This window comes from Kocuria coralli, from assembly GCF_008831305.1.
In the GTDB taxonomy this organism is placed as follows: domain Bacteria; phylum Actinomycetota; class Actinomycetes; order Actinomycetales; family Micrococcaceae; genus Kocuria; species Kocuria coralli.
Genome location: NZ_ML708614.1, coordinates 128,222 through 151,887 on the forward strand (window position 1 = coordinate 128,222; position 23,666 = coordinate 151,887).

The 23,666-nt window shown below is 67.7% G+C and carries 17 protein-coding genes; 5 read left to right on the plus strand and 12 right to left on the minus strand.

All coding sequences use genetic code 11. The features are described from left to right. Positions 1–179 precede the first annotated feature (179 nt). The 3 genes from FCK90_RS05835 to FCK90_RS05845 all read left to right on the plus strand — a co-directional run bounded on the left by FCK90_RS05835 (position 180) and on the right by FCK90_RS05845 (position 5,894). Positions 180–3,188 (plus strand): DEAD/DEAH box helicase, encoded by a 3,009-nt coding sequence (locus tag FCK90_RS05835; protein ID WP_158033359.1) that lies wholly within the window; start codon positions 180–182, stop codon positions 3,186–3,188. A gap of 150 nt (positions 3,189–3,338) precedes the next feature. Further along, the gene (locus FCK90_RS05840; protein ID WP_158033360.1) at positions 3,339–4,508 is read left to right on the plus strand and encodes a hypothetical protein; all 1,170 of its coding nucleotides are present in this window, start codon (positions 3,339–3,341) and stop codon (positions 4,506–4,508) included. Positions 4,509–4,766: 258 nt separating this feature from the next. Further along, entirely contained in the window at positions 4,767–5,894 is a 1,128-nt protein-coding gene (locus FCK90_RS05845; protein ID WP_158033361.1) for a VIT1/CCC1 transporter family protein, read from the plus strand. A 510-nt stretch (positions 5,895–6,404) separates the two neighbouring features. Here the strand turns inward: FCK90_RS05845 and sucD are convergent. Together sucD and sucC are read right to left on the minus strand one after the other, a co-directional pair. After that, entirely contained in the window at positions 6,405–7,322 is a 918-nt protein-coding gene (gene sucD, locus FCK90_RS05850) for a succinate--CoA ligase subunit alpha (RefSeq protein ID WP_158033362.1), read from the minus strand. 39 nt (positions 7,323–7,361) lie between these two features. After that, a complete protein-coding gene (gene sucC / locus FCK90_RS05855; protein ID WP_158033363.1) occupies positions 7,362–8,528 on the minus strand; it encodes an ADP-forming succinate--CoA ligase subunit beta in 1,167 nt (388 codons plus the stop codon). 309 nt (positions 8,529–8,837) lie between these two features. Between sucC and FCK90_RS05860 the strand changes: the two genes are divergently transcribed. Further along, complete coding sequence (locus FCK90_RS05860; protein WP_158033364.1) at positions 8,838–9,698, plus strand: hypothetical protein; 861 nt, start codon at positions 8,838–8,840, stop codon at positions 9,696–9,698. A 92-nt stretch (positions 9,699–9,790) separates the two neighbouring features. Here FCK90_RS05860 and FCK90_RS05865 read toward each other — a convergent pair whose 3' ends face one another. The 5 genes from FCK90_RS05865 to FCK90_RS05885 all read right to left on the minus strand — a co-directional run bounded on the left by FCK90_RS05865 (position 9,791) and on the right by FCK90_RS05885 (position 16,719). Then, entirely contained in the window at positions 9,791–10,609 is an 819-nt protein-coding gene (locus FCK90_RS05865; protein ID WP_158033365.1) for an IclR family transcriptional regulator, read from the minus strand. A 15-nt stretch (positions 10,610–10,624) separates the two neighbouring features. Then, positions 10,625–11,893, minus strand: coding sequence for an aminopeptidase P family protein (locus FCK90_RS05870; RefSeq protein WP_158033366.1), 1,269 nt, complete (start codon positions 11,891–11,893; stop codon positions 10,625–10,627). A gap of 74 nt (positions 11,894–11,967) precedes the next feature. Further along, positions 11,968–13,305: an MFS transporter gene (locus FCK90_RS05875; protein ID WP_246180026.1), complete on the minus strand. Its 1,338-nt coding sequence runs from the start codon at positions 13,303–13,305 to the stop codon at positions 11,968–11,970. 160 nt (positions 13,306–13,465) lie between these two features. Further along, positions 13,466–15,901 (minus strand): DNA helicase PcrA, encoded by a 2,436-nt coding sequence (gene pcrA / locus FCK90_RS05880; protein ID WP_158033368.1) that lies wholly within the window; start codon positions 15,899–15,901, stop codon positions 13,466–13,468. A gap of 86 nt (positions 15,902–15,987) precedes the next feature. After that, on the minus strand, positions 15,988–16,719 hold the full coding sequence (locus FCK90_RS05885; protein ID WP_158033369.1) for an NHL repeat-containing protein: 732 nt from the start codon (positions 16,717–16,719) through the stop codon (positions 15,988–15,990). A gap of 162 nt (positions 16,720–16,881) precedes the next feature. Here FCK90_RS05885 and FCK90_RS05890 point away from each other — a divergent pair, with 162 nt between their 5' ends. Continuing rightward, positions 16,882–17,592, plus strand: coding sequence for a hypothetical protein (locus FCK90_RS05890; RefSeq protein ID WP_158033370.1), 711 nt, complete (start codon positions 16,882–16,884; stop codon positions 17,590–17,592). A gap of 15 nt (positions 17,593–17,607) precedes the next feature. On the opposite strand, the gene FCK90_RS05895 is transcribed toward FCK90_RS05890, so the two are convergent. The 5 genes from FCK90_RS05895 to FCK90_RS05915 are packed head-to-tail and all read right to left on the minus strand — an operon-like array spanning position 17,608 to position 23,644. Then, on the minus strand, positions 17,608–19,278 hold the full coding sequence (locus FCK90_RS05895) for an ATP-binding cassette domain-containing protein (RefSeq protein WP_158033371.1): 1,671 nt from the start codon (positions 19,276–19,278) through the stop codon (positions 17,608–17,610). Continuing rightward, a complete protein-coding gene (locus tag FCK90_RS05900; RefSeq protein WP_158033372.1) occupies positions 19,275–20,174 on the minus strand; it encodes an ABC transporter permease in 900 nt (299 codons plus the stop codon). The genes FCK90_RS05895 and FCK90_RS05900 overlap by 4 nt, the downstream gene beginning before the upstream one ends. After that, the gene (locus tag FCK90_RS05905) at positions 20,171–21,124 is read right to left on the minus strand and encodes an ABC transporter permease (protein WP_220433283.1); all 954 of its coding nucleotides are present in this window, start codon (positions 21,122–21,124) and stop codon (positions 20,171–20,173) included. Before FCK90_RS05905 ends, FCK90_RS05900 begins: the two co-directional genes overlap by 4 nt. Next, a complete protein-coding gene (locus FCK90_RS05910) occupies positions 21,121–22,707 on the minus strand; it encodes an ABC transporter substrate-binding protein (RefSeq protein WP_158033373.1) in 1,587 nt (528 codons plus the stop codon). Before FCK90_RS05910 ends, FCK90_RS05905 begins: the two co-directional genes overlap by 4 nt. Then, a complete protein-coding gene (locus FCK90_RS05915; protein WP_158033374.1) occupies positions 22,700–23,644 on the minus strand; it encodes a TetR/AcrR family transcriptional regulator in 945 nt (314 codons plus the stop codon). Before FCK90_RS05915 ends, FCK90_RS05910 begins: the two co-directional genes overlap by 8 nt. Between the last annotated feature and the right edge of the window lie 22 nt (positions 23,645–23,666).

Here is a 23,666-nt window from a genome sequence, read left to right on the forward strand (position 1 = left end):
GGCCGCCGTCATGCTTGGTGAGAACCTCGGTAGAACAACTCGTTACAACAACACCGTCCCCGGGACTGCAGCCGCTGGGAGGGCCGAGGTACGAACGGGGACGGATACCGAGTATAGGCGCGCGGCACCGGGGCGATCACCGCTTCTGCCTGTCCTCCCCCGCAACTAGAATGTCCTGAATGACCACTTCTGCCACCGCGCCTGCGACAGGAACCGGCTCGTCCCCATGGCAGCGCGCGCTGGCCTCGGTGCTCGACGACGACGTCCTGGCGGACGAGGTCGAGGGCTCCTCCCGGGAGACCCCCTCCATCGGCCTGGAGTTCGACCTGCAGCTGCCGGTGCTGCGCAGGGTTCGCCGGGAGTCCGCCGGCGCGCCGTACACGCTGGGGATGCGGCCGGTGCGCCGCGGCCGCAGGGGGGAATGGATCCGCGGCGGGCTGGACTGGGAGAAAGTGGCCGATGCGGGTGTCTCGGGGCTGCTGACCCCGGAGCAGGCCGACTGGTTCGACGAGATCCGGGCCCTGGCCAACGTGCGTTCCCGGCACGTGGTGCACGATCGCCACTGGGTCTACCTGGAGCACTACGAATCCCCCGTGCTGTGGTCCCTCCTGGGCCGGGCGGGTGAGCTGAACGTCGAGTTCGTCAGCAAGGACCGCGGACAGCCCGTGCGCGTGGCCCCGCCGGGGAGGTTCCAGATCGACCTGGTGCACGACGAGGACGAGGATCTCCTGCTGCATCCCGAAGTGGTCACGGGCGAGGGCCGGGACGCCGAGCGCAGACCCCTGGACTCGGCCGGGATCGTGGGCGCCCCGGGGCACGGCGTGTTCTTCCCGGAGGCCACCCCGGACCAGTTGCGCGGCGCCGAGGACCTCAACGCCTTCCCCCTGACCCTGGTTCCGCTGAGCACCCGGCTGACCCGCGAGCAGCGCCAGTTCCTGGAGTCCACGCCCAAGGTCACGGTTCCGCGCGAGGAGATCCAGGAGTTCCTGGACCGGTGGTTCCCGCGCCTGCATCAGCGCATCGGCCTGACCAACGACGACGGCTCCATCGAACTGCCGGAGGTCGCCGCACCGGAGATGGTGCTGACGGTCACCCATGACGATCTGACCGTCCGGCTGGAATGGGAATGGGAATACAGCCAGGGGGGACAGCGCGTCCGGCTGCCGTTCCGCCCGCTCGATCCCCTCGGTACGGAACCGGTCAAACGCGAGTCCACGTGGGAGACCGCCATGACCAAGGCCGTCACCCGCCGGATCCCCGACCTGGAGTTCCGCCGCTCGGCCTACGTGGGCTACGACGCCGTGGTCCTGCTGCGCGACTGGCTGCCCGAGCTGGAGAAGGTCCACGACCTGCGGGTCGCCGTCACCGGAACCGCCCCCGCCTACCGGCCCGCCCAGCAGCCGCCGGAGATCACGGTCTCCACGCTGCCCAGCGATCGGCGGGACTGGTTCGACCTGGGGGTCACGGTGCGCGTGGGCGACTTCTACGTTCCCTTCGCGGACGTCTTCCGCGCCCTGGCTCAGGGCCAGGACGTGATGATGCTGCCGGACGGCTCCTGGTTCGCCCTGGACGCCCCGCGGTTCGAACAGCTGCGCGAGCTGCTGCGCGAGGCCAGGTCCCTGCAGGAGACCCCCGGCGACGAGCTGCGGATCTCCAAGCACCAGCTGGGCCTGTGGCAGGAACTGGAGGAGCTGTCCGACCGCAGCGAGACCGTGAGCCAGTGGAAGCAGGCCGTCGCCCGGCTGGCCGAGCGCGAACCCGCCGACCCGATCCCCGTGCCGGATGCCCTGACGGCGGATCTGCGCCCCTACCAGGTCGAGGGCTACCGCTGGCTGTGCGCCCTGCGGGAGCTGGACCTGGGCGGGATCCTCGCCGATGACATGGGCCTGGGCAAGACCGTCCAGGTCATCGCCATGTTCGTGCGCACCCTGGCCGAGGCGCCCGCCACCACCCGGCCCTTCCTGGTGGTGGCCCCGACCTCCGTCGTGCCCAACTGGGTCTCCGAGATCCGGAAGTTCGCTCCCGGCCTGCGCGTGTCCGCAGCCTCCGGCACGGCCCAGGGGTCCGGTGAGTCGCCCGAGACGCTGGCCGCGGGCAACGACGTCGTGATCACCTCCTATACCCTGCTCCGCCTGGACGAGGCGCTGTGGACCCGGCCCGACTGGGAGTCGGTGATCCTGGACGAGGCGCAGTTCCTCAAGAACCCGCGGACCCAGGCTCACAAGGCCGCCCGGGACCTGAGGACCAGGACCACGATCGCCGTCACGGGCACGCCCCTGGAGAACGGCCTGACCGACCTGTGGGCCCTGCTGAGCCTGACCGCCCCCGGGCTGTTCCCCTCGAGACGGGAGTTCGTGGAGACCTACCAGCGGCCCATCGAGGTCTCCTCCGACCGCCAGGCGCTCGCGCGGATGCGGCGCCGGATCTCCCCCTTCATGCTGCGGCGCACCAAGGACGCCGTGGACCTCCAGCTGCCGCCGAAGCTCGAGCAGACCCTGAACATCGAGCTGAGCGAGGAGCATCGCAAGCTCTACGACCTCCACCTGCAGCGCGAACGGTCCAAGGTTCTCCGGCTGCTGCCCGAGCTCAACCGAAACCGTTTCACGATCTTCAGCTCCCTGACCAAGCTGCGGCTCATGGCCCTGGACCCGTCGCTGGTCGACCCCGAGCTGGAGATCAGCTCCTCGAAGCTCGAGGCGCTGTTCGAGCATCTGCCGGAGATCGTGGCCGAGGGCCACCGGCCACTGGTCTTCTCCCAGTTCACCGGCTTCCTGAAACTGGCGGCGGCCCGCCTCAAGCGGCTGGGCATCCCGTATTCCTATCTGGACGGCTCGACCCGTGACCGCGGCGGTGCGATCGGACGGTACCGGGAGGGGACGTCGCACGTGTTCCTGATCTCGCTCAAGGCCGGCGGCACCGGCCTGAACCTCACCGAGGCCGACTACTGCTTCCTCCTGGATCCCTGGTGGAACCCCATGGCGGAGAACCAGGCCGTGGACCGCGCGCATCGCATCGGGCAGGACCGGAAGGTCATGGTGTACCGCCTGGTGGCGAGCGGGACCATCGAGGAGAAGGTGATGGAGCTCAAGCACCGCAAGGCCCGGCTCTTCGACAGCGTCATGGACGACGACGGGACCTTCTCCTCAGCTCTCACGGAGCAGGACGTCATGGATCTTTTTGCGGGATGAATCACCTTGACTCGCCGGTAATCTCCGGAGCGAGATGTCACGTCAACAAAGTGCGAGAGTGTCACATTGCGGATGTTTCCCGGTTCCCATGGGATCCGGTATTGCAGTGCAATAGCGTGAAGATGAATTCCTCAGGAGGTGTTTCCGGTAGTGTCCACATCACCATCCGGCCTCCCGCGCTTCGCTGACCAGCACGGCCCTCTCATCGCCGACATGGTCGACAGCGGGCTGCGCCCGGATCAGATCCGCCACCGTTTCCTCCTCCTGCACCCCGACGAGTCACCGGGAGTGCTCGACGAGTTCCTGAACCGGATCAGCTCCAGGTACTCCGCCGAAGAGGCCACCCGATTCACCGCCTCCTACTCGGAGGTGCAGATCCGCTCGGGCGTCGAGCTGGCCATCTCCGAGCAGCAGGGCCTGACCGGGGACTGGGTCGCGGCGTGCATGCTCGACGAACCCACCTTCAGCTCCGTCGAACGGCTCACCAGCATCTGCGACCCGTCGGGCGAGACCACCCGCGTGGTGCTCGGAAGGATCGCCGCCACGCGCCAGGCCATCGACGACGGCCGCAAGTTCTCGCTGTCTCCCGACGCCTACGAGCGGGTACGCCACGACATCGGCTCGCAGTCCGGGCTGGAGGATCCTCCGGCCTGGCCCGTTCCCTGGACCGAGGTGGCCTACCGGCTGGGCGGCGGCCTCTGGTACTGCGCCATGAAGTCCATCGGCCTGGAGGTCGGCTCCTCGGCCCGCGGCAGGCGCAACTGCCTGGACACGATGAAGTCCCGGAGCTCGCCGGATGCCGCCCTCGAGGTCCAGAAGCTCGACGATCCGGGCATCGGCGTGATCACCCCCGCCATGTCCTCCGCCGACCAGGTCCCCGAATCCGTGTGGGACCACCTCCGCGACCTGGTGGCCGAGGACCTGGAGGCCCTGCCCTGGAAGAGCCAGCTGGTGCTCAAGTACCACTGTCCCGGCCGGGTCACCCCGCCGTCGGCCTGGGCCGGCAACGGCCCCGAGGGGGTGACCTGCGCCATGTCGACCACCATCACGGTCCCGGCTGCCCTCTGGCCCTTGGACGAGGCCTACTTCGCGGAAGGTCACTGGCAGGAGCCCGCCACCTGGAGCCTGCCCTGGACGGCCGGTCCCCTGGAGCCCGTCACGGCCGCCGAGCGGATGATCGACGGCCTGCGGTTCGGGCGGCTGTGCACCAATCCCTACAGCTTCCGCTGGGGCACCGCCTCGATTCCGCAGCCCTCGGCCGACGACGGAGCGGACCAGCAGGACACTCCGGGTGACGTGATCCCGCTCCGCGCCCAGTAAGGCGACCGCGCTGCGGCCAGGCCCCGTTACGAACGTCACGGAGCACCGGAGCGCGGATCCCGTAGACTGTTCCGGTCGAGTCGAAGGGGAGTAGTTCCACGCGCCGGTGAGGCGCAGCGGCCAGTCGACATACCGGATCTCTTGGAGGAGTCCCGGCTGGCCACCCGGCAACGGGCGAACGAGACCTTCGGCAGGGCGCACGCCCGTTCACCCGATATCGCCGCGCATGATTCGCGCGTCGAGGACAAGGACTCCTCCATGACTGATTCCGCAAGCCCGCAGCACGCCGCCTCCGCCGAGCCGAGCCCGGCCCAGATCAGGCGGTGGAACCGCTATCTGGCCGAGGAACGCGCCGAGGCCGAGATCTACCGCCGGCTGGGCGAGTCCAGCTCCGGGCGGCACAAGGAGATCCTGCTCCAGGTCGCCGAGGCCGAGGGGCGGCACTCCCAGTACTGGGAGGACAAGCTCGGCCCCCACACCCGGCCGTCGCCCCGGCCGTCGCTGGGCTCCCGGCTGCTCATCTTCCTCGCGGAGCACTTCGGTTCCGTGTTCGTCCTGGCACTGATCCAGCGCGCCGAATCCCGCTCCCCCTACGACAAGGACGAGGACGCCTCACCCGCGATGGCCGCCGACGAGGCCATTCACGAGGAGATCGTGCGCGCCCTGGCCAACGACGGAAGGCAGCGGCTGTCCGGGAACTTCCGCGCCGCCGTCTTCGGCGCCAACGACGGCCTGGTCTCCAACCTGGCCCTGGTCATGGGCGCAGGGGCCACCGGCATGTCCTCGACCATGGTGCTGTTCACCGGCATCGCGGGCCTGCTGGCAGGTGCGCTGTCCATGGGGGCGGGTGAATTCGTCTCCGTGCGCTCGCAGCGAGAGCTCCTGGACGCGTCCTCCCCCACGCAGATCACGCTGTCCGCGGCACCGCACCTGGACCTGGAGGCCAACGAGCTGGAGCTGATCTACCAGGCCCGCGGCATGACCCCGGAGGCGGCAGCGCACCGCGCCCAGGAGCGCCTGGGTCACCTCGACTGCGACTGCGACCCGTCCCTGTCGTTCAAGGACCCCGATCCGGACGACGATACGGCGGAGCCCGACAATGTGGCCCTCGGCACCGACCTCGGCGCGGCGGCATCGAGCTTCTGCTTCTTCGCCTCCGGCGCCGTGATCCCCATCCTCCCCTACCTGTTCGGCATGGGCGGCGGCTGGGCGCTCGTGCTCGCCATGACGCTGGTGGGCGTCGCGCTCCTGGTGACGGGCGGCCTGGTCGGTCTGCTGTCCGGGGCTTCCCCCCTGCTGCGCGGGCTGCGGCAGCTGGCCATCGGCTACGGCGCGGCCATCGCCACCTACTTCCTGGGCCTGCTGTTCAACGTGGCCGTGCTGTAACAGCGCCGGGAACTGCTGGTCATACTGTCCCCTCTTAGGGTGACGTACCCCCTGGAATCACGACAGACGGGCTTGTCAACAAACGTCACCCACCTGTCAATGCACTCATCGCGATAAAGACTCGATAACATGGTAAGCGTGGTCACTGGCCACATACGGCAGCAAGGGGACGCTGCAGATCCGGCCGATTCGCCAGCGCTGGGGGGTGCTGCGTCTACGGCACCTGCGGCGCTTAGCCGCTCAGCCCACGGTTGCCCCTTGCTGAGACGCAGGACGTCTGCCGACGGTCGCGGGCTCTCTTCCGATTCTGGAGGCGCATCTCTCCCCGCGCTGGGTGCATTAGAGCATCCGTGCTCGCGACCGTTGGTCCTCATCCCGCTCTCCGTATCTTTTCCAGCAACGAACCCTCGCGGGTGTCCCGCTTCAACGCATGAAGCGGGACACCCGCGAGGGTTCGTTGCTGCCGCTGTCCCGAGCAGGGGCGGCCGCCGTTGTTCGGCGTCCCGGGTCTCAGCGACCGGACATGAGCTCGCGCATGAGATCGGCGGTCTCCGTCGGGGTCTTGCCGACCTTCACGCCGGCGGCCTCGAGGGCCTCCTTCTTCGCCTGGGCCGTTCCCGAGGAACCCGAGACGATGGCGCCCGCGTGGCCCATGGTCTTGCCCTCGGGGGCCGTGAAGCCCGCCACGTAGCCGACGACCGGCTTGGTCACGTTGTCCTTGATGAAGTCGGCGGCACGCTCCTCGGCGTCGCCGCCGATCTCGCCGATCATCACGATGCCCTCGGTCTCCGGGTCGGCCTCGAAGGCCTCCAGGGCGTCGATGTGGGTGGTGCCGATCACCGGGTCGCCACCGATGCCGATGGCCGTGGTGAAGCCCAGATCGCGCAGCTCGTACATCATCTGGTAGGTCAGGGTGCCGGACTTGGAGACCAGCCCCAGCTTGCCCTTGCCCGTGATGTTGGCCGGGGTGATGCCCAGCAGGGACTCCTCGGGGGAGATGATGCCCGGGCAGTTGGGGCCGATGATGCGGGTCTTCGGCTTGCCGTCCTCACCGGTCTTGGACTTGGAGTAGGCCCAGAACTCGGCCGAGTCCTGCACGGGGATGCCCTCGGTGATCACGACGACCAGCGGGACCTCGGCGTCGATGGCCTCGATCACGGCGTCCTTGCAGAACTTCGGCGGCACGAACACGATCGAGGCGTTGGCCCCGGTCTGCTCCACGGCCTCGGCCACGGAGGCGAAGACGGGGAGCTCGACGTCAGCGCCGTCCTTGTCCTTGTGCGCGACGGTGGTCCCCGCCTTGCGGGCGTTGACGCCGCCGAGGACGTTGGAACCTGCTGCGAGCATCCGGGCGGTGTGCTTGGTACCCTCGCCGCCGGTGATGCCCTGAACGATGACCTTGGAGTCCTTGTTCAAGAAGATGGACATGAGTGTTTCCTCTGCTTTGTCTCTGAAGTGCGGCGGGGATCAGTTGGCGGCGGCCAGTTCGGCGGCCTTGTCGGCGCCACCGTCCATGGTGTCGACGGCGGTCACCAGCGGGTGGTTGGCCTCCTCCAGAATGCGGCGGCCCTCCTCCACGTTGTTGCCGTCCAGGCGCACGACCAGGGGCTTGGTGGCGGTGTCGCCGAGGATCTCAAGTGCCTGCACGATGCCGTGGGCCACCTGATCGCATGCGGTGATGCCGCCGAAGACGTTGACGAAGACCGACTTGACGTCCTGGTCACCCAGGATGACGTCCAGGCCGGCCGCCATGACCTCGGCGGACGCGCCGCCGCCGATGTCCAGGAAGTTGGCGGGCTTGACGCCACCGTGCGCCTCACCGGCGTAGGCGACCACGTCCAGGGTGGACATCACGAGACCGGCGCCGTTGCCGATGATGCCGACCTGGCCGTCGAGCTTGACGTAGTTGAGGTCCTTCTCCTTGGCCTTGGCCTCGAGCGGGTTCTCCGCGGCCTTGTCGACCAGCTCCGCATGGCCGGGCTGGCGGAAATCGGCGTTCTCGTCCAGGGAGACCTTGCCGTCCAGCGCGAGGATCTGGCCGTCGCCGGACTTGACCAGCGGGTTGACCTCCACCAGGGTGGCGTCTTCCTTGGCGTAGACCTCGCCGAGCTTGACCAGCACCGGGACGATCTTCTCCGCGGTCTCGGCGTCGAACCTGGCCTCGGTCACGATCTGGCGGGCCTTGTCCTCGGTGATGCCCTCGATCGGGTCCACCTCGACGCGGGCCAGGGCCTCGGGACGCTCCACGGCCAGCTGCTCGATCTCCATGCCGCCCTCGACCGAGCACATGGCCAGGTAGGCCCGGTTCGCGCGGTCCAGCAGCAGGGAGAAGTAGTACTCCTCGGCGATGTCGGCGCCCTGGGCGATCATCACGCGGTGGACGGTGTGACCCTTGATGTCCATGCCGAGGATCTGCTGGGCGTACTCGTATGCCTCGTCTGCGGTCTTGGCGACCTTCACGCCACCGGCTTTGCCACGGCCGCCCACCTTGACCTGTGCCTTGACGACGGTGACACCGCCGATCTTCTCTGCGGCTTCCTTGGCTTCTTCTGCGGTGGTGGCCACGTACCCCTGGAGCACGGGAACGCCGTGCTTCTCGAAGAGATCACGTGCCTGGTATTCGAACAGGTCCACGGGTGAGAGTCCTTCTTCGTCGAAGTGTCGTCGGCCGCACCTCTTCGCACTGGTGCGACCGTGTCCTGGAAGAGCAGGTCGTGCGCGGAAGCCCGCACAACGACACGCCGCCGCGTTCTTGGGCGCGACCGCCGCACTCCTCTCAATGCAACAGTAACGGAATGCCGCGTGCGACGTGACACTGGCCGGGCCCGACGTCGCGTCATCCAGCGGCGGCAGTGCTCGTCCGGCCCTGGTTCCGGGCCGCCGCGTCGCCTTTTCTCCGGACAGCCGCAGGAAGGTTCCGCGGAAAGTTGATTGACTGTCCCTATGCACTCATCCGGCCGTCGGACGGACTCCACCCCTCGCGGGGGCTCGGGAGCGGAGCGCGGCCGTACGCGAAGCCGGCTCCGGGCCGGTCTCCTGGGCTCTGCGCGGGGGCTCTCCGCGCCCGCGGCGGGATCCGGGGCGGGCGGCCGGACCGGGCCGTCGCGCCCGCTCCTGGGCCTCGTGCTGGCGGCGTGCGCGGTGCTGGCCGCCATCCAGCTGCCGCTGGCGGGCATCCCGGATCTGATGTACCCGCCCGGCCGGCTTCTCCCCCTGTGGCCGCAGACCCTGATCTGGGCGGCGGCGGGCCTGATCTGGGGCCTGGCGGTGCGGCGGATCTACCTTGGGCTCAAGCGCTCCGCGCACCGGCGGAACGTCTTCGGCGGCTCCATCGCGCCACCGTCGGTCTCGGATGATCACCGGCACGTCGCGGTCGCCCTGTGGCTGTGCGTCGCCGCGGTCCTCTGCGCGGTCATCCTGCCGCCCATGCTGGTCGGCCAGTGGACCCTGCAGCCCGTGCAGATGTGGCACGGGCTCTACACCACCTACGGGATGGCGGGAATCCTCGCCTCGGCGGGCTGGCTGGTCCATCTCTGCGGTTTCGCGATGGTGACCTCCCTGGCCCTGGCGGCATGCCAGTCGCTGGTGGAGACCTTCCTCCCACGGCCCTGGGCCACCCGGGTGCCCTGGGGCGGGCTGCTGATCGGCCTGGTCGGCGGGCTGCAGCAAGCCGTTTCGGGTGGTCTTCCCGCCTTCGTCACCGCGCTGGTCGCCCTGACGCTGCTGGGGGCCGTCCACCTGCTCACCGGGCGTCTCCTGCGCTGGACGGCCCCGGCCGCAGCACTCGTGCTGATCTTCCTCTGAAGCTCCACTGTCGCCCCGGCCCCCGGCCAGGGTGTGCGCGAGAGCGCGGAGGATTCGCTGCACGGCAAGCGGTCGCTCGACCGCGGCCTCTTCTACAAGACCCCGTCAGGTGGTGAGCCGCCCATGCGGTGACTCACCCGCGCCGCGGCGGCTACGGCGGCGATCGCGTGCTCCTCAAAAACTGCTGTAGAAGTCCGGTAGCTGGGAGCCGAGACCATCAGGGCTGCGCACAAACCGTGTGAATCCCAGATGGGCGCGGCCACGCTGGTCTCCTGCTCGGAAGTCTCCGAGGCATTGACCGCCCAGCCGCGCTGCCGAACGGTGGCGAGCCTTCCGAGATAGCTCTCTACGGACTCTGCTCCGCGGCCGGAGCCGACCCGTTTCACCCTCCCGTCGCGCAAAAGTTCACGGACGTGCTGTTGTTCAGAGTGAGCCAAGAACATCTGCACGGATGCCGACTCCGCGGTATTGAACCGTTCACCGAGGGCGCAGCTGTGCTTGACTGGCTGCGCGCTGACGACCTGCTCTACGCACACCGCCTCACTGTGGTTCCACACCATAACGGAGCTGGACTCCCCGGTCCGTTCGACCAGGGACTCCAGCTCCTGACGCGCCGCTACGATGACATCGGCCTGCGCCAGCAAAGGTGCCGCGAGAGCCAGGAGCCCCAGACCAAGGCGGTAGCGGGAGGTCCGCTCATCCCAGTCAACGATCTGCTCCTCCCGAAGGCTGCTGAGCAGCCGGGACACGGAGGATTTATGCAGACCGACCTCCGCCGCCAGTTGCGTGATCGAAACGGCCGGGTTGCGCCCCAGAATGCGCAAGACCTCCCAGACCGCCGGGGACGTGACACCGCGTCCGCTGATACCTGTGCCAGCCGATCGTGGTCTTCCACCAGCCGCTTCTGCCATGGCCCTCCTCGAGTTCTACGGCTCGATGATATTGAAATCCGGCCCATATGGATAAGCGGTGATGTTCTCGGCTCCATCCTGGCCCACGACCAGGATGTCGTGCTCCCGATAGCCGCCAGCCCCCGGCGCATCTTCCTGGACCATAATCATGGGTTCCATCGAAACCACCATCCCCGGTTCCAGGACGGTCTCCACGTCCTCGCGCAACTCCAGTCGGCCCTCACGGCCGTAGTAGTGACCGATCACCCCGAAAGAATGTCCGTAGCCGAAGGACCGGTTGGCGAATAGCCCGTGCTTCACGTAGATCTCATTGAGGGCATGGGCGATGTCGCCGCAGCGGGCTCCCGGCTTGATCAGGCTCAGCCCCGCTTCGTGTACGGCCAGGTTGATCTCCCAGAGTTCACTGGCTCTCTTGCCGGGATCCCCCATGAACATGGTGCGTTCCAGCGCGGTGTAGTAGCCGGACGGCATGGCGAAGCAGTTCATGGACAGCACATCGCCCCTACGCAGCCGACGCGTGGTGGCCCAGTTGTGCGCGCCGTCCGTGTTGACACCGGATTGGAACCATACCCAGGTGTCCCTGATCTCGGAGTCGGGGAAAGATCGGGCGATCTCTTGAGTCATCGCCTCCGTCCCGATCAGCGACAATTCGTACTCGCGCACACCCTCCGCGATGGCATCGTGGATCGCATAGCCGCCTATATCGGCGATGCGAGCCGACTCTCGGATGACGGCGATCTCCTCCTCCGATTTGATCATGCGCTGACTCATGGCGGTGCCAGAAACATCGACGAGTTCCGCAGCGGGAAAGGTGGCCTGATACTGCTCTTTGTCGACGACCGGAATCCAGTCGGCTTCGATACCGATCCGGTGCGCATCAACACCGTCATCGGCGATAACTTTGGCGACGGCGTGCCAGAAGTTGTCCCGCTGCCAGTCCGTGTAGACCAGATTCTCGCCGTAAGAACGTCGCCAGGGCATGCCACCGTCGATATTGGCGGTAATGCTCACCAGGGAATCCGCCGTGACCACCAGCCCGTATCTGCGCCCGAAAGAGGTGAAGAGAAAATCCGAATAGTACTTGATGTTGTGGTACGAGTTCAGAATGACGGAATCGATGCCCTGGGCTTCCATGGCCGCTCTCAACCCCTCAAGACGTCGTTTCATCTCCGCGTCGCTAAAAGTCAACCGCACCTTCTCCCCGTTGTGCAGGACTTTGGTCCGATCCAGGAGATCTATGTCCGCTCTGGTGGCCGGAAGTCCGGTGGAAGTCACGAGGCTCATGGATTATCTCTCCTTGGTTAGAAATGCCATCGTTTTCAAGAGGTGCAACCAGACGATCGACCTCATCGGGTGAGTCAGTAGGCGATGTCTCGCTTGGAGTTGTCCCGCGACCACAGCACGGCGCCAAGCGCGATGGCTGCTGCCCCCATCAAGATGTAAGCGGGCCACATGGTGTTGCCCGTGCTGTTGATCAGCCAGGTGTTGACGGCGCTCATCGGACCGCCGAAGAAGGCGTTGCCCACGTTGAACACCAACGCGAATCCCGTGAAGCGCACGGCCGTGGGGTAGAGCTCGCAGATCGCCGACGGCAGGGCACCGTCGTTCAAGGACAGGAAACCTCCCATCACGATCAGAACGACGACCGCTAACCAGTAGTGCCCCGTGTTCATGACCATGAAAGCGGGCAGGCTCAGCAGAATAAATGTTGCCGAGGCCAGGATCAGGGTGTTGCGCCGACCGATCTTGTCCGCGATAAATCCCGTCAGGAAGATGAAACTGATGTAGGTGAGCAAGGACAGCGTGGTGGCGAACTGCGCTGCGGCCGTGTCATATCCCAATTGCTCGGACATATACGTCGGCATGAAGGTCAGCACCACGTAGAAGCCGACCGCATTGAGCAGTACGATGCCGAAGCCCTGGAGCAACTGTTTGGGCTGGCCGATGATGAGCTGCCTGAAGGGAAAGACCGGTTTTCCGGCCCTGCCGGCTGGCATTTCCCGACGATCCAGATTTTTCCGGAAGGCGGGGGTGTCGGCGATCTGCCGGCGGATGTAGAGGCCGATGAGCCCGAGCGGTGCCGCCAGGAGGAAGGGCACCCGCCACCCCCATGCCTCCATCGCCTCGTTCGAGAGCGTGCCATAGAGAACGGTGGCGAACAAGGAACCCATCAGCAGCCCGGTCGCTGTGGAGCCCGGTACCACCGCCGCGTAGATCCCACGCTTTTCGCGCGGCGCGTACTCGGTGAGCAGAGCGGAGGCACCGGCGTACTCGCCGGCTGCAGAGAATCCCTGCACCATCCTGAACAACAACAGCAGCAATGGGGCCGCGATACCGATGCTCTGGGATCCAGGGAGGATACCAATGCAGAAGGTGGCACCGGACATCAGCAGGATCGACCACGCGAGAGTCCTGGTCCGACCGTGCTTGTCGCCCCAGTACCCCCAGAAGAATGCGCCAAACGGACGAACCAAGAAGCTCATCGCGAAGAGCACAAAGGCCATGAACGTACTGTTCTCGACGTCGCCGTGGAAGAAGGCGAGGCCGATCGTGACGGCCAGGTAGCTGTAGGCCCCGTAGTCGAACCATTCGACGAAGTTCCCGATGAAGCTGGAGACGACGGCCTTCCGCCGCTCACCCTGGCTGGGTTCAGTGGTACCGGAGCCAGGCTCGGCGCTTACTTGTACGTGCGTCACAACGGTTCCCATCGGCTCGGAGCTTGCCGCTCATGTTGCGTGATATGCAATAGCGTTGCGCCTCATGCATCATGATGGGAAGGTCTGGAACCGAAAAACACGGAATCTTAACATCGAAGTTCGCCCCCATTAACGCCCCCAGCCCGGTGAGTCCAGGGCGTTAACTCACCTTGGACAGCGGCGCCGAGCGGACCAGGAGCCGCTTCTCCTCGGTGCCGAACCGCACCTTGGCGATGACCTTGTCCCCGGAGCCTTCGAGCTGGATCACGGTTCCACGGCCGAAGGTCCTGTGGTCCACCTGCTCCCCCACGGACAGCGCGAGCACTTCCTTCTCCTGGTCGATGCGCCCGGCCCTGGCAGGCCGGTTCGCCCCCTGGCCGATGCGCTGGAACCCGCCCGAGGAGCCTGCACCCGCCCCCCACCACGACCCGGAGTCACCGCCGCGCCGGGCACCCCCGCCGTACACGCCCGACCCGCCGTAGGCGCCGGAGCCATAGGCCCCCGAACCCCAGCCGGCGGGAGCAGAACTGCCCTCGCGCTCCCAGGAGATCAAGGAGGACGGGATCTCGTCCAGGAAGGGGCTGGGCGGGTTGTACTGGGACTGGCCCCACTGCTGACGGTTCTCCGCACGGGTCAGGTACAGCCGCTGGCGAGCGCGGGTGATCCCCACGTAGGCCAGGCGGCGCTCCTCCTGCATCTCCTTCTCGTCGGTCATGGAGCGCTGATGGGGGAAGATCCCGTGCTCCATGCCGGTCAGGAACACCACCGGGAACTCCAGTCCCTTGGCGGTGTGCAGGGTCATGAGGGTCACCATGCCCTGGTCGTCGGTACGGTCCGGGATCTGATCCGCATCCGCGACCAGCGCCACGTGCTCGAGGAACTCGGGCAGGCCGGCGTCGGGGTGCTCCCGTTCGTATTCGCGGACCACGGCGACCAGCTCGGCCAGGTTCTCGACCCGTGATTCGTCCTGGGGGTCATCGGAGGTCCTCAGGGCCTCGAGGTATCCGGACTGCTCCAGCACGGCCTCGAGGACGGCTGCGGGCCCGTTGCCCTCGGCCACGGTGGACAGGTCGTCGATCAGCTGCACGAAGGCCCTGACCGCCTTGACCGACCGGGTGGCCATGCCGGGAGCGTCATCGGCCCGGCGCAGCGCCGCCATGAAGGAGAGGCGGTCCCGCTCCGCGAGCGCGCTGACCGCACCCTGGGCCCGGTCCCCGATCCCCCGTTTGGGCTCGTTGAGGATGCGCCGGACGGTGATCTCGTCGTCGGGGTTGATCAACGTCCGCAGGTAGGCCAGGGCGTCCTTGATCTCCTTGCGCTCGTAGAAGCGCGTACCGCCCACCACCCGGTAGGGCAGGCCGACGCGCATCAGGATCTCCTCGAGCGACCGCGACTGGGCGTTGGTGCGGTAGAAGACGGCGACGTCGCCGGGGCGGACGCCGTGCTCGTCCTGCAGCCGGTCGATCTCCTCGACGATCCACCGCGCCTCCTCGTGCGCGGACTCCGCCGCGTACCCGACGATCTGCACGCCGTCCCCGGAGGAGGTCCACAGCCTCTTGTCCTGGCGTCCCGAGTTCTTGGAGATCACCGCGTTGGCGGCCGAGAGGATGGTCTGGGTGGAACGGTAGTTCTGTTCCAGCAGCACCGTGCGGGCACTGGGATAGTCCTTCCCGAAGTCCACGATGTTGCGGATGTCGGCGCCGCGGAAAGCGTAGATGGATTGATCGGAGTCGCCCACGACAGTCAGCTCCCCCGGCGGCACGGCCGGGGCCTGCTCGCCGTCGCCCCCGCCCACGATCTCCCGGACCAGCGCGTACTGGGCGTGGTTGGTGTCCTGGTACTCGTCGATCAGCACATGGCGGTAGCGGCGGCGGTAGTACTCGGCGATCGCCGGGAAGGCGCGCAGCATGTAGACGGTCTGGGCGATGAGGTCGTCGAAGTCCAGGGCGTTGGCCGCTCGCAGGCGCTCGGTGTAACCGCGGTAGACCTGGGCCACGGCGCTCTCCCACGGGTCGCCGCCGGAAGCCCGGCTCAGATACGTCTCGTCGTCGACCAGCTCGTTCTTCAGCCCGGAGATCGCGTGCTGTATCGCCTTGGGCGCGAATCGTTTGGGGTCCAGCTCGTGCTGCTTGGCGACGGCGGTGATCACCCGCAGGGAGTCCGCGGAGTCGTAGATCGAGAACGTGGACTTCAGCCCGATGGAGGTGGCCTCGCGCCGCAGCACCCGTACGCAGAAGGAGTGGAAGGTGGAGATCGTCATGGACCTGGCGCTCGGACCCACCAGGTCCACCACGCGTTCGCGCATCTCCGCGGCCGCCTTGTTGGTGAAGGTGATGGCCAGGATCTCACCCGGGTGCGCTCTCCCGGTGGCCAGGAGATAGGCGATACGGTGGGTCAGCACCCGGGTCTTGCCGGAGCCCGCCCCCGCCACGATGAGCAACGGGGAACCGGAGTGCTCCACCGCCTGGCGCTGGGGATCGTTCAGGCCGTCGAGCAGCGCGGCGGGGTCTGCGGCAGCGGGTTCGCCTCCGGGGCCGTCCGTCCGGGGAGCGGCCGCCGCGGCCGAGAGCAGGGGGTTGTCCGTGAGGAAATCCATGATCCCCCCAGTTTAAGCCGGGACGCCGACACCATCCGGGCCGGATCCCCTCATGGGTCCGATGCCGGTCCTCGGCACCGGCGGGCTCACACGGGGGCGACCTCCACGTGGTGCCTGCCGTTGTCGTCCACGACCCACAGCTCGCCGTCGGCGACGTCGACCGTGTGCGGCCGGTCCAGCACGATGTTCTCGGTGAAGTCGGCCTCGTCCTCGTCGATCTCCGGTCCGCCCAGGACGGTGCGCAGTTCCTGAGTCTCCCTGTCCAGGACCCGAACCGCGTTGTTGCCGGTATCGGCGATCACGATGGAGCCGTCGTAGAGGATGTTGACCGATTCGGGGGTGCGCAGCTTGGCCTCCTCGGCGGGGCCGTCCTGCCAGCCGGCCCCGTGCCGGCCGACCAGGGTGACCACCTGGGGATCGCCGTCGCCCTTGTCCATGTCGAATTCCAGGTACCGCAGAGACGACGAATCACGGTCCACGATCCAGATGCGGCCGTCCGGGTCCTCGATGCTGCCGCTGGTCGCGGCGAACTTCGCATGGGAGACCTTGCCGTCACGACGCCCGGACTCCCCCGTACCGGCGAACTCGACGAGGGCCTGCGTGTAGGCGTCCCAGCGGAAGAGCTGATTGCGCTCGGGGACGGAGACGACGGCCGCCCACAGCTTATGGGACCAGGTCACGTCCGCGATCCGGGCGCCGTCGAGGATGGAGAGGTCGATCTGGCGCCGTACGGTCTTCCAGTCGTTCTCGAAGAGGGTCAGTTCCCCGTGGGACAGCCTCAACAACAGGCCCTCCGGGAGGCCGATCGACAACTCCACAGTGCACCTCCAAAGCGCTGGATGCGAGCGCGATGCCCGCCCTGTCCCGCCCGGGGTGATCCCGTTCGGGATGTGATCCAGCCTACTCGCTCGGGTGCCCCGATGCCGCCGGTGCCACGGCTTCCGGGAAACGGTTCGGGAGGCCTGCGCGATAATGGGCGCATGGGCTTGACGCGCGCGCAGAAGATCAAGAAATACGGGGACAGGGCCGGTGAGGTACCGGCCGGCGGGCCGGGCCGCCGCGAGCGATCCGCAGCTGCGGCTCCCGCGCGCAGGAACACGGAGCTTCCGGCACCCGAACCGACCAAGGTCAAGCGGCAGCCCGGAGTCCTGATCGCCGTGATCATGGTCATCGGGGCGCTGCTGATGTTCTACGTGAACGTGCTGATCATGCCCGAGTTCTCCGCCATGGTCGCCGAGGACCACGGTGTACCGGAGTTGCAGGTCATCGGCTACGACCAGGCCTGGTTCGAGCAGTTCGCCCGCACCATCGGCGACGACGGCGCCCAGCTCTACGCCTCGGTCCACTGGGGCATCGGCCTGCTGGCACCGCTGGTCATGGCGGCGGGCTGGGCGCTCTTCATGGTGATCTACGCCAAACGCGGCTACGAGCGGTGGAGCGGCCTGATCGTGACGGTGCTCTTCCTGGTGGTCTACCTGGTCGGCAACGCCGTGGTCCAGCAGGCCGTCGCGGACGCGGGCAACGGCGCACTGGTCACCTTCTCCTCGGTCCTGATCTCCACGCGCTGGGTGCTGCTGGTCGTGCTCATGGCGGTGACCTTCGGGATCTTCTTCCGCAAGATGCGCGAACGCCTGCAGAACTTCGACCCGGTCGCCGCCAACGAGGAGCGCAAGCGCAGGTTCGGGCGCTGAGCGCCGCGAACCCGCTCACAGCGTCGGGACGTTGCTGAGCAGCTGCCGGGTGTAGTCGTGCGTGGGGTGCTCGAGGACCTCGTCCACCGGCCCGGCGTCGACGATCACACCCTGATTGAGCACCACGATCTGGTCGGCGATGTGCCGGGCCAGCGTGATGTTGTGCGTGACGAACAGCAGCGCCAGCCCGCGCTCGGCGCGCAGGTGGTTGAGCAGCGCGATGATCGAGGCCTGCACCGACACGTCCAGGGCGGAGGTGATCTCGTCGCACACCAGGATGCTCGGCGCATTGACCAGCGCCCTGGCGATCGCCGCCCGCTGGCGCTCGCCACCGGACAGGTCCCCGGGGCGCCGGTCGTAGAAGCTGCGGCTGAGCCGGACCGAGTCGAGGGCCTCCTCGACCACACCCCGCCGCTCACGGGGCGGCAGCTTCTGGCTCATCTCCAGGGGAACCGTGAGCGACTGCCCGATCGTCCGCCGCGGATTGAGCGAGGAGAACGGCGACTGGAAGATGTACTGCACGTCCTGCCGCTGGTCCCCGGTGCGCTGCCGAGTGGAGTTCGCCAGCTCCTTGCCGCGCAGGGCCACGACGCCCTGGTAGTCGTCCACCAGCCCGGCCACGCACCGGGACAGGGTGGTCTTGCCCGAACCCGACTCGCCGAGCACCATGGCGGACTGGCCGGGCTCCAGCGTGAACTCGACGCCCTTGAGCACCTCGGTACTGCCGTAGGACTTCCTCAGATCCCTGACCGTCAGCAGCGGGGACCTGTTCGGCTCCTCGGCGGTCTCCGCCGGGAGACCCGGGGTCCGGGAGACCGTGGGCAGCTCGTTGGTGGCCGTCAGCACCTTCTTCCCCGCCAGGTCCGGCACCGCTTCGAGCAGGCGCCGGGTGTACGGGTGCTCCGGTGCGGCCAGGAGCTGCCCGACCGGCCCCTCCTCCACCAGTTCACCGCGCAGCATCACCGCGACCCGGTCGGCCAGTTCCGCCACCACGGCGAGGTCGTGGGTGATGTACAGGCTGGCGACGTCGTGCTGCTGGGTCATCATCCGGATGGTGTCCAGCACGTGGGACTGGGTGGAGACGTCCAGGCCGGTCGTGGGCTCGTCCAGGATCAGCACGTCGGGGGTCATGGCGAATGCCATGGCGATGCCGATGCGCTGCTGCTGCCCGCCCGAGAGCTGATGGGGCCAGCGCCGCTGGTAGGCGGGCGTGCTCGGCAGCCCGACCTCCTCGAGCACCTGGGCCACCCGGGCGCTGCGCTCCTTGTCCGAGGAGCCGTACCCGTGGATGTCGAGGACCTCGCGGATCTGCTCCCCCACCCTGATCGCCGGGTTCAGGCTCAGCGCCGGGTCCTGCGGGATATAGGCGACCCGGCTGCCCCGGAGCCGCCGCATCCGTTCCTCCGGGAGTTCCAGGAGCTGCACGTCCTCGCCCTCGCGGGAGCACAGGGTGATGCTGCCGGAGCCGTAGGCCAGTCCCGCCCGGTAGTGGCCCAGGCAGGCCAGGCCCGCGGTGGTCTTGCCCGATCCGGACTCCCCGACCAGGCCCAGGATCTCCCCCCGGAAGAGCGTCAGGCTCACGCCGTGCAGGATCTCCGTGCCGTCGTGCGTGACCACCCGCAGGTCCTCCATCCACAGGGCGGTATCGGTCGCGGTGGCGGTGCCGCTCATCGTCGAGGAGGTCATGAGGTCTCCACATTCGTCGAGGCGGTGGCCCGGGCGATGGCGTCCGCCAGCAGGTTCGTGCCGATGGTCAGGATGGCGATGGCGATGACCGGCAGGATCACGCCCCACGGCTGGATGCTCAGGGCGATGCGGTTCTCGTTGATCATCAGGCCCCAGTCGGCGGTGGGCGGCTGCATCCCGAGCCCCAGGAAGGACAGCGAGGCGATCGCGCCGATGGAGTAGGTCAGCCGCAGGCCCGCCTCCACGCACAGCGGCCCGGTGATGTTCGGGAAGATCTCCCGGCTCAGGATCCGCGCGCGCGGCATGGCGTACATCTCCGCGGCGCGGATGTAGTCCTCACTGGTCACGCCGAGGGTCGCGGCCCTGGCCACGCGGGCCACGCGCGGCGCATGGGTAAGGCCGATCACGGTCACCAGCACCCAGCCCTGGGGGCCCAGCACCACGATGGCCAGCAGGGCCAGCACCAGCTGCGGGAAGGCCAGGACGACGTCGTTGAGGCGCATGATGATCGAGTCGGTCTTCCCCCCGGCATAGCCGGCGACCATGCCGATCACGCAGCCGACCACCAATCCCAGGGCCGTGGCCAGTACCGAATAGGCGAGCAGGAGCAGCCCGCCCGCCAGGAACCGGGAGGCCACGGAACGCCCGAGGTTGTCGGTGCCGAAGATCCCGGTCGTCTGGAACGGCCGGTCCGCGAACTCCGTGGGCGAGTAGCCGGTGACCAGGGGGGCGAGCAACGGCCCCGCCAATGCGAGGATCACGATGAACGCCGTCAGGATCACCCCGACCTTGCCCTGCTTCTGCGCCCAGATCCGCGCGACCAGCCGGGAGGGACGTGTTGCGGATTCCTTGAGGTCGTCTCCGACGGAGCCGGGGTTCAGGTCCACGGTGCTCATGATGCGCTCCGGAGCTTCGGGTTGGCGAGGATGCCGGCGATGTCCGCCAGCAGGTTCACCACGACGTAGACGGCCGCGATGATGATGGAGATGGCCTGCACCACCTGCACGTCCCGGAAGGTCACGGCGTCGATCAGCGCCTGCCCGATCCCGGGATACCGGAACAGATACTCGACCACGACGACGCCTCCGGCCAGCCAGGCCAGCTGGATGGCGACCACCTGGGCCACGGGCCCGATGGCATGCGGCAGTGCGTGCCGGAAGATCACCTGGCGTTCCGAGACGCCCTTGAGCCGCGCCATCTCCACGAACCCGGAATCCATGACCTCGGCCATGGTGGCCCGCATCATCCGGATGATGTAGGGGATGACCACGAGGGCCAGCGTAAGGGTGGGCAGGATCAGCTGAGCCGGTAGCTCCCACACCTGCTGCCCCGGCGGGCTCATGGTGACCGCCGGCAGGATCCGGAAGACCGAGGTGGCGAAGAGGGTCACCAGGGCGATGCCGATGACGAACTCGGGCAGTGCCGCCAGGGTCAAGGTGGACCAGGTCACCACCTGGTCCCGGCGCTTCCCGCGGTGCAGGGCGGAGAAGATGCCGATCGCGATGCCCACCGGCACCGCGATCACGGCGGCGCACAGCATGAGCACGAGCGAGGAGCTGATCCGGTCCCCCAGCAGCTCGATGACCGGCCCGCCCGTCGTCGTCGAGGTCCCGAAATCCCCGACGAACAACCCGCCGAGCCACAGGAAATAGCGCTCGAAGGGGGAACGGTCCAGGTGCAGCTCCGCGTTCAGGGCGGCGATGCGCTCCTCCGTGGCCTGCTGGCCGAGGATCGCCCGTGCGGGGTCACCGGGCAGCAGCAGCGTGGCCGCGAAGACCACCACCGACACGGCGAGCAGGATGAATATGCTCACCAGCAGTCGTCTGAGGATGAGTTTGCCGATCATGAGACCTCCCCGAGCCAGACACGACGGAATGTGTAGCCGGACAGCGGCAGCCCGGTGGCGTTCTCCTGCAGGCCCAGGACGTAGCGCTGATAGGCGTCGACCTGATTGGCGAAGCCCCAGATGATGTACCCGCCCTCGTCGAACAGCTGCTGCTGCGCCTGGCGGACCAGCTCGTTCCTGCGGGTCTCGTCGAGCTCGGCCTGGGCCTCGTCGAGCAGGGCGGTGAAGTCCTCGTTCACCCAGCCCGTCTCGTTGAAGGGGGAGTCCGCGGTCGCGCAGTTGCGCGCCTGGGGCAGGAAGTTCCTGGTGTACCAGAAGCTCTGGGCGAAGTCCCACTGCAGGTACTGCTCGCCGAAGAAGGTCGTGGTGTCCACCCTGCGGATCTCCACGGTGATCCCGGCGTCGGCGGCCTGCTGGGCGAAGACCTGGGCGGCCTCGACCACGCCGGACTGGATGGGCGCCGTCACCAGCTCCACGGTGATCCCGTCCGGGTAGCCGGCCTCATCGAGCAGGCGTCGCGCCTCGGCGACGTCCTGTTCCCGCTGCGGGAAGTCCGACGGATAGGACGAGTCGTAGGGGGAGAACATGTCGTTGCCCAGGTCCCCGTATCCGGAGAGCACCTGCTCGATCATCTGCTGGCGGTCCACCGCGAGCCGGAAGGCCTGGCGGACGCGGACGTCATCGAAGGGCTCGACATCGACGCGCATGGTGAAGGGCAGCCACATGCCGGTGGCGGAGTTCAGCACCGCCATGCGCTCGTCGCTCTCGATGACCTCCACCAGGGCCAGCGGGATCTGCCCCACGCAGTCCACCTGGCTGGACAGCAGGGCGTTGATCAGCGCGTCGGTGTCGTTGAAGTTCAGCAGTTCCACCTCGTCGAGGTGGGGCGCCTGGTCCCAGTAGTGCGGGTTGCGCTCCAGCACCGTCGACATCCCCGCGGAGAACGACTTCAGCCGGAAGGGCCCGGCCCCCACGGGGACAGCGGGATCGTAGTCCCGGGGGACGATGCCCATGGAGTACTGCGCCAGGGCGTCGTCGAGCACCGCGTTCGGCGCCGAGAGATGGATCTCCACCGTGCGGTCGTCCACGGCGACTGCACGCTCGAACATGGCCAGGTTGGCCGCATTGGTCTTGGGGTCCTCGGGGTCGGTGACCCGCTCGAAGGTGAAGACCACGTCGTCGGCGGTCAGGTCCGAGCCGTCGGAGAACAGGAGGTTCTCCCGCAGTCGCAGAGTCCACACGGAACCATCGGCGTCGGGCTCCAGGGACTCGGCCAGCCGGTAGGCGATCTCGTAGTCGTCGTCGCGCTCCACGAGGGGTTCGTACAGGTTGATCACCCGGGCCGAATCCCCGGAGTTGACCGGGATGTGGGCGTCCAGGGTGTCCGCCGTGGAGCCCCCGGTGAGGCCCACGCGCAGCACTCCCCCGGACGACGGCGGGGCGGAGGTGTCCACCTCGAAAGCGGTCTGGCTGCCGCATGCCGTGAGGGCGCCGACCGAGCCGAGGACGAGCGCTCCGGAGAGCAGCTGTCGGCGGGCGAGGGAGTGCTGTGCCCAGCGCCCCGTGGTGAACCGGTCAGTCATGGAAGACTCCCTTCGACGCTGAGGTGTCGTGCTCGTCGCGGACGTCGCGCTCCGTGGCATCCGGCCCGTGGTCACGACGGCGGATCAGCACGGTATCGACGTGATGCTCGAGGACCCGGGTCATCTGCTCGGCATCGATCAGGCCGGTGAGCACTCGCAGCCCGACCCCGTCGACCAGGCCGATCAGGGAGTCCACCATCGGCCGGGCGGGGCCTTCGATGAAGACCCCTTGCCGCTGTCCGTCCAGGACCACGGCCGTCACGGTCCGGTGCCAGCAATGGTAGGCCTCGGCATGGAGGGACCTGCAGTCCTCGTCCAGGCTGCTCGTGCCCCAGAACTGGGCCCAGATGGACCACTCCGCGCGGGTCTGCCTGTCCGCCGGGACCTGGCTCCCGAGCAGGCCCTTGAGCTGAGCGACCGGCTCGGCGAGCTCCGAGAGCAGGGCCACCTGGCGGTCGTACTCCAGCTTGATGGTGTAGTGGAGGGTCTCCAGGAAGACCGCCTTCTTGCCTGCGAAGTGATAGTGGATCGCCGCATTCGAGACGCCCGCGGCCGCGGCGATGTCCGCCACGCGGACCGCCTGATAACCACGCTGGGAGAAGAGCCACCAGGCCGCCTCCACGATGCTTCGCTTGCGCGCCGCATGATCCGTTGCGCTGCCGGGCAGATCGGAGTGGACCTGCAGCGGGGCGGCGGCGCTGGAGGCATCCGTGCTGTCGGCTCCGGTGAGCAGCCACGAGACGGTCACCCCGGTATGGGTGGCCAGGCTGAAGAGCTCGTGCGGCGTGAACCGGCGCGTACCGGTCAGTGCTTTGGAGAGTTTCGTCTCATCCAGCCCGATCCTGAGCGACAGCTCCCGCTGGGCCAGACCGGAGGCGCGAATCGCCTCCCGGGCACGTGAAGCCGCCGTATCGGGAGTCACCACGGGCGGAGTCATGTGATGTATCTAACAGCGTGGT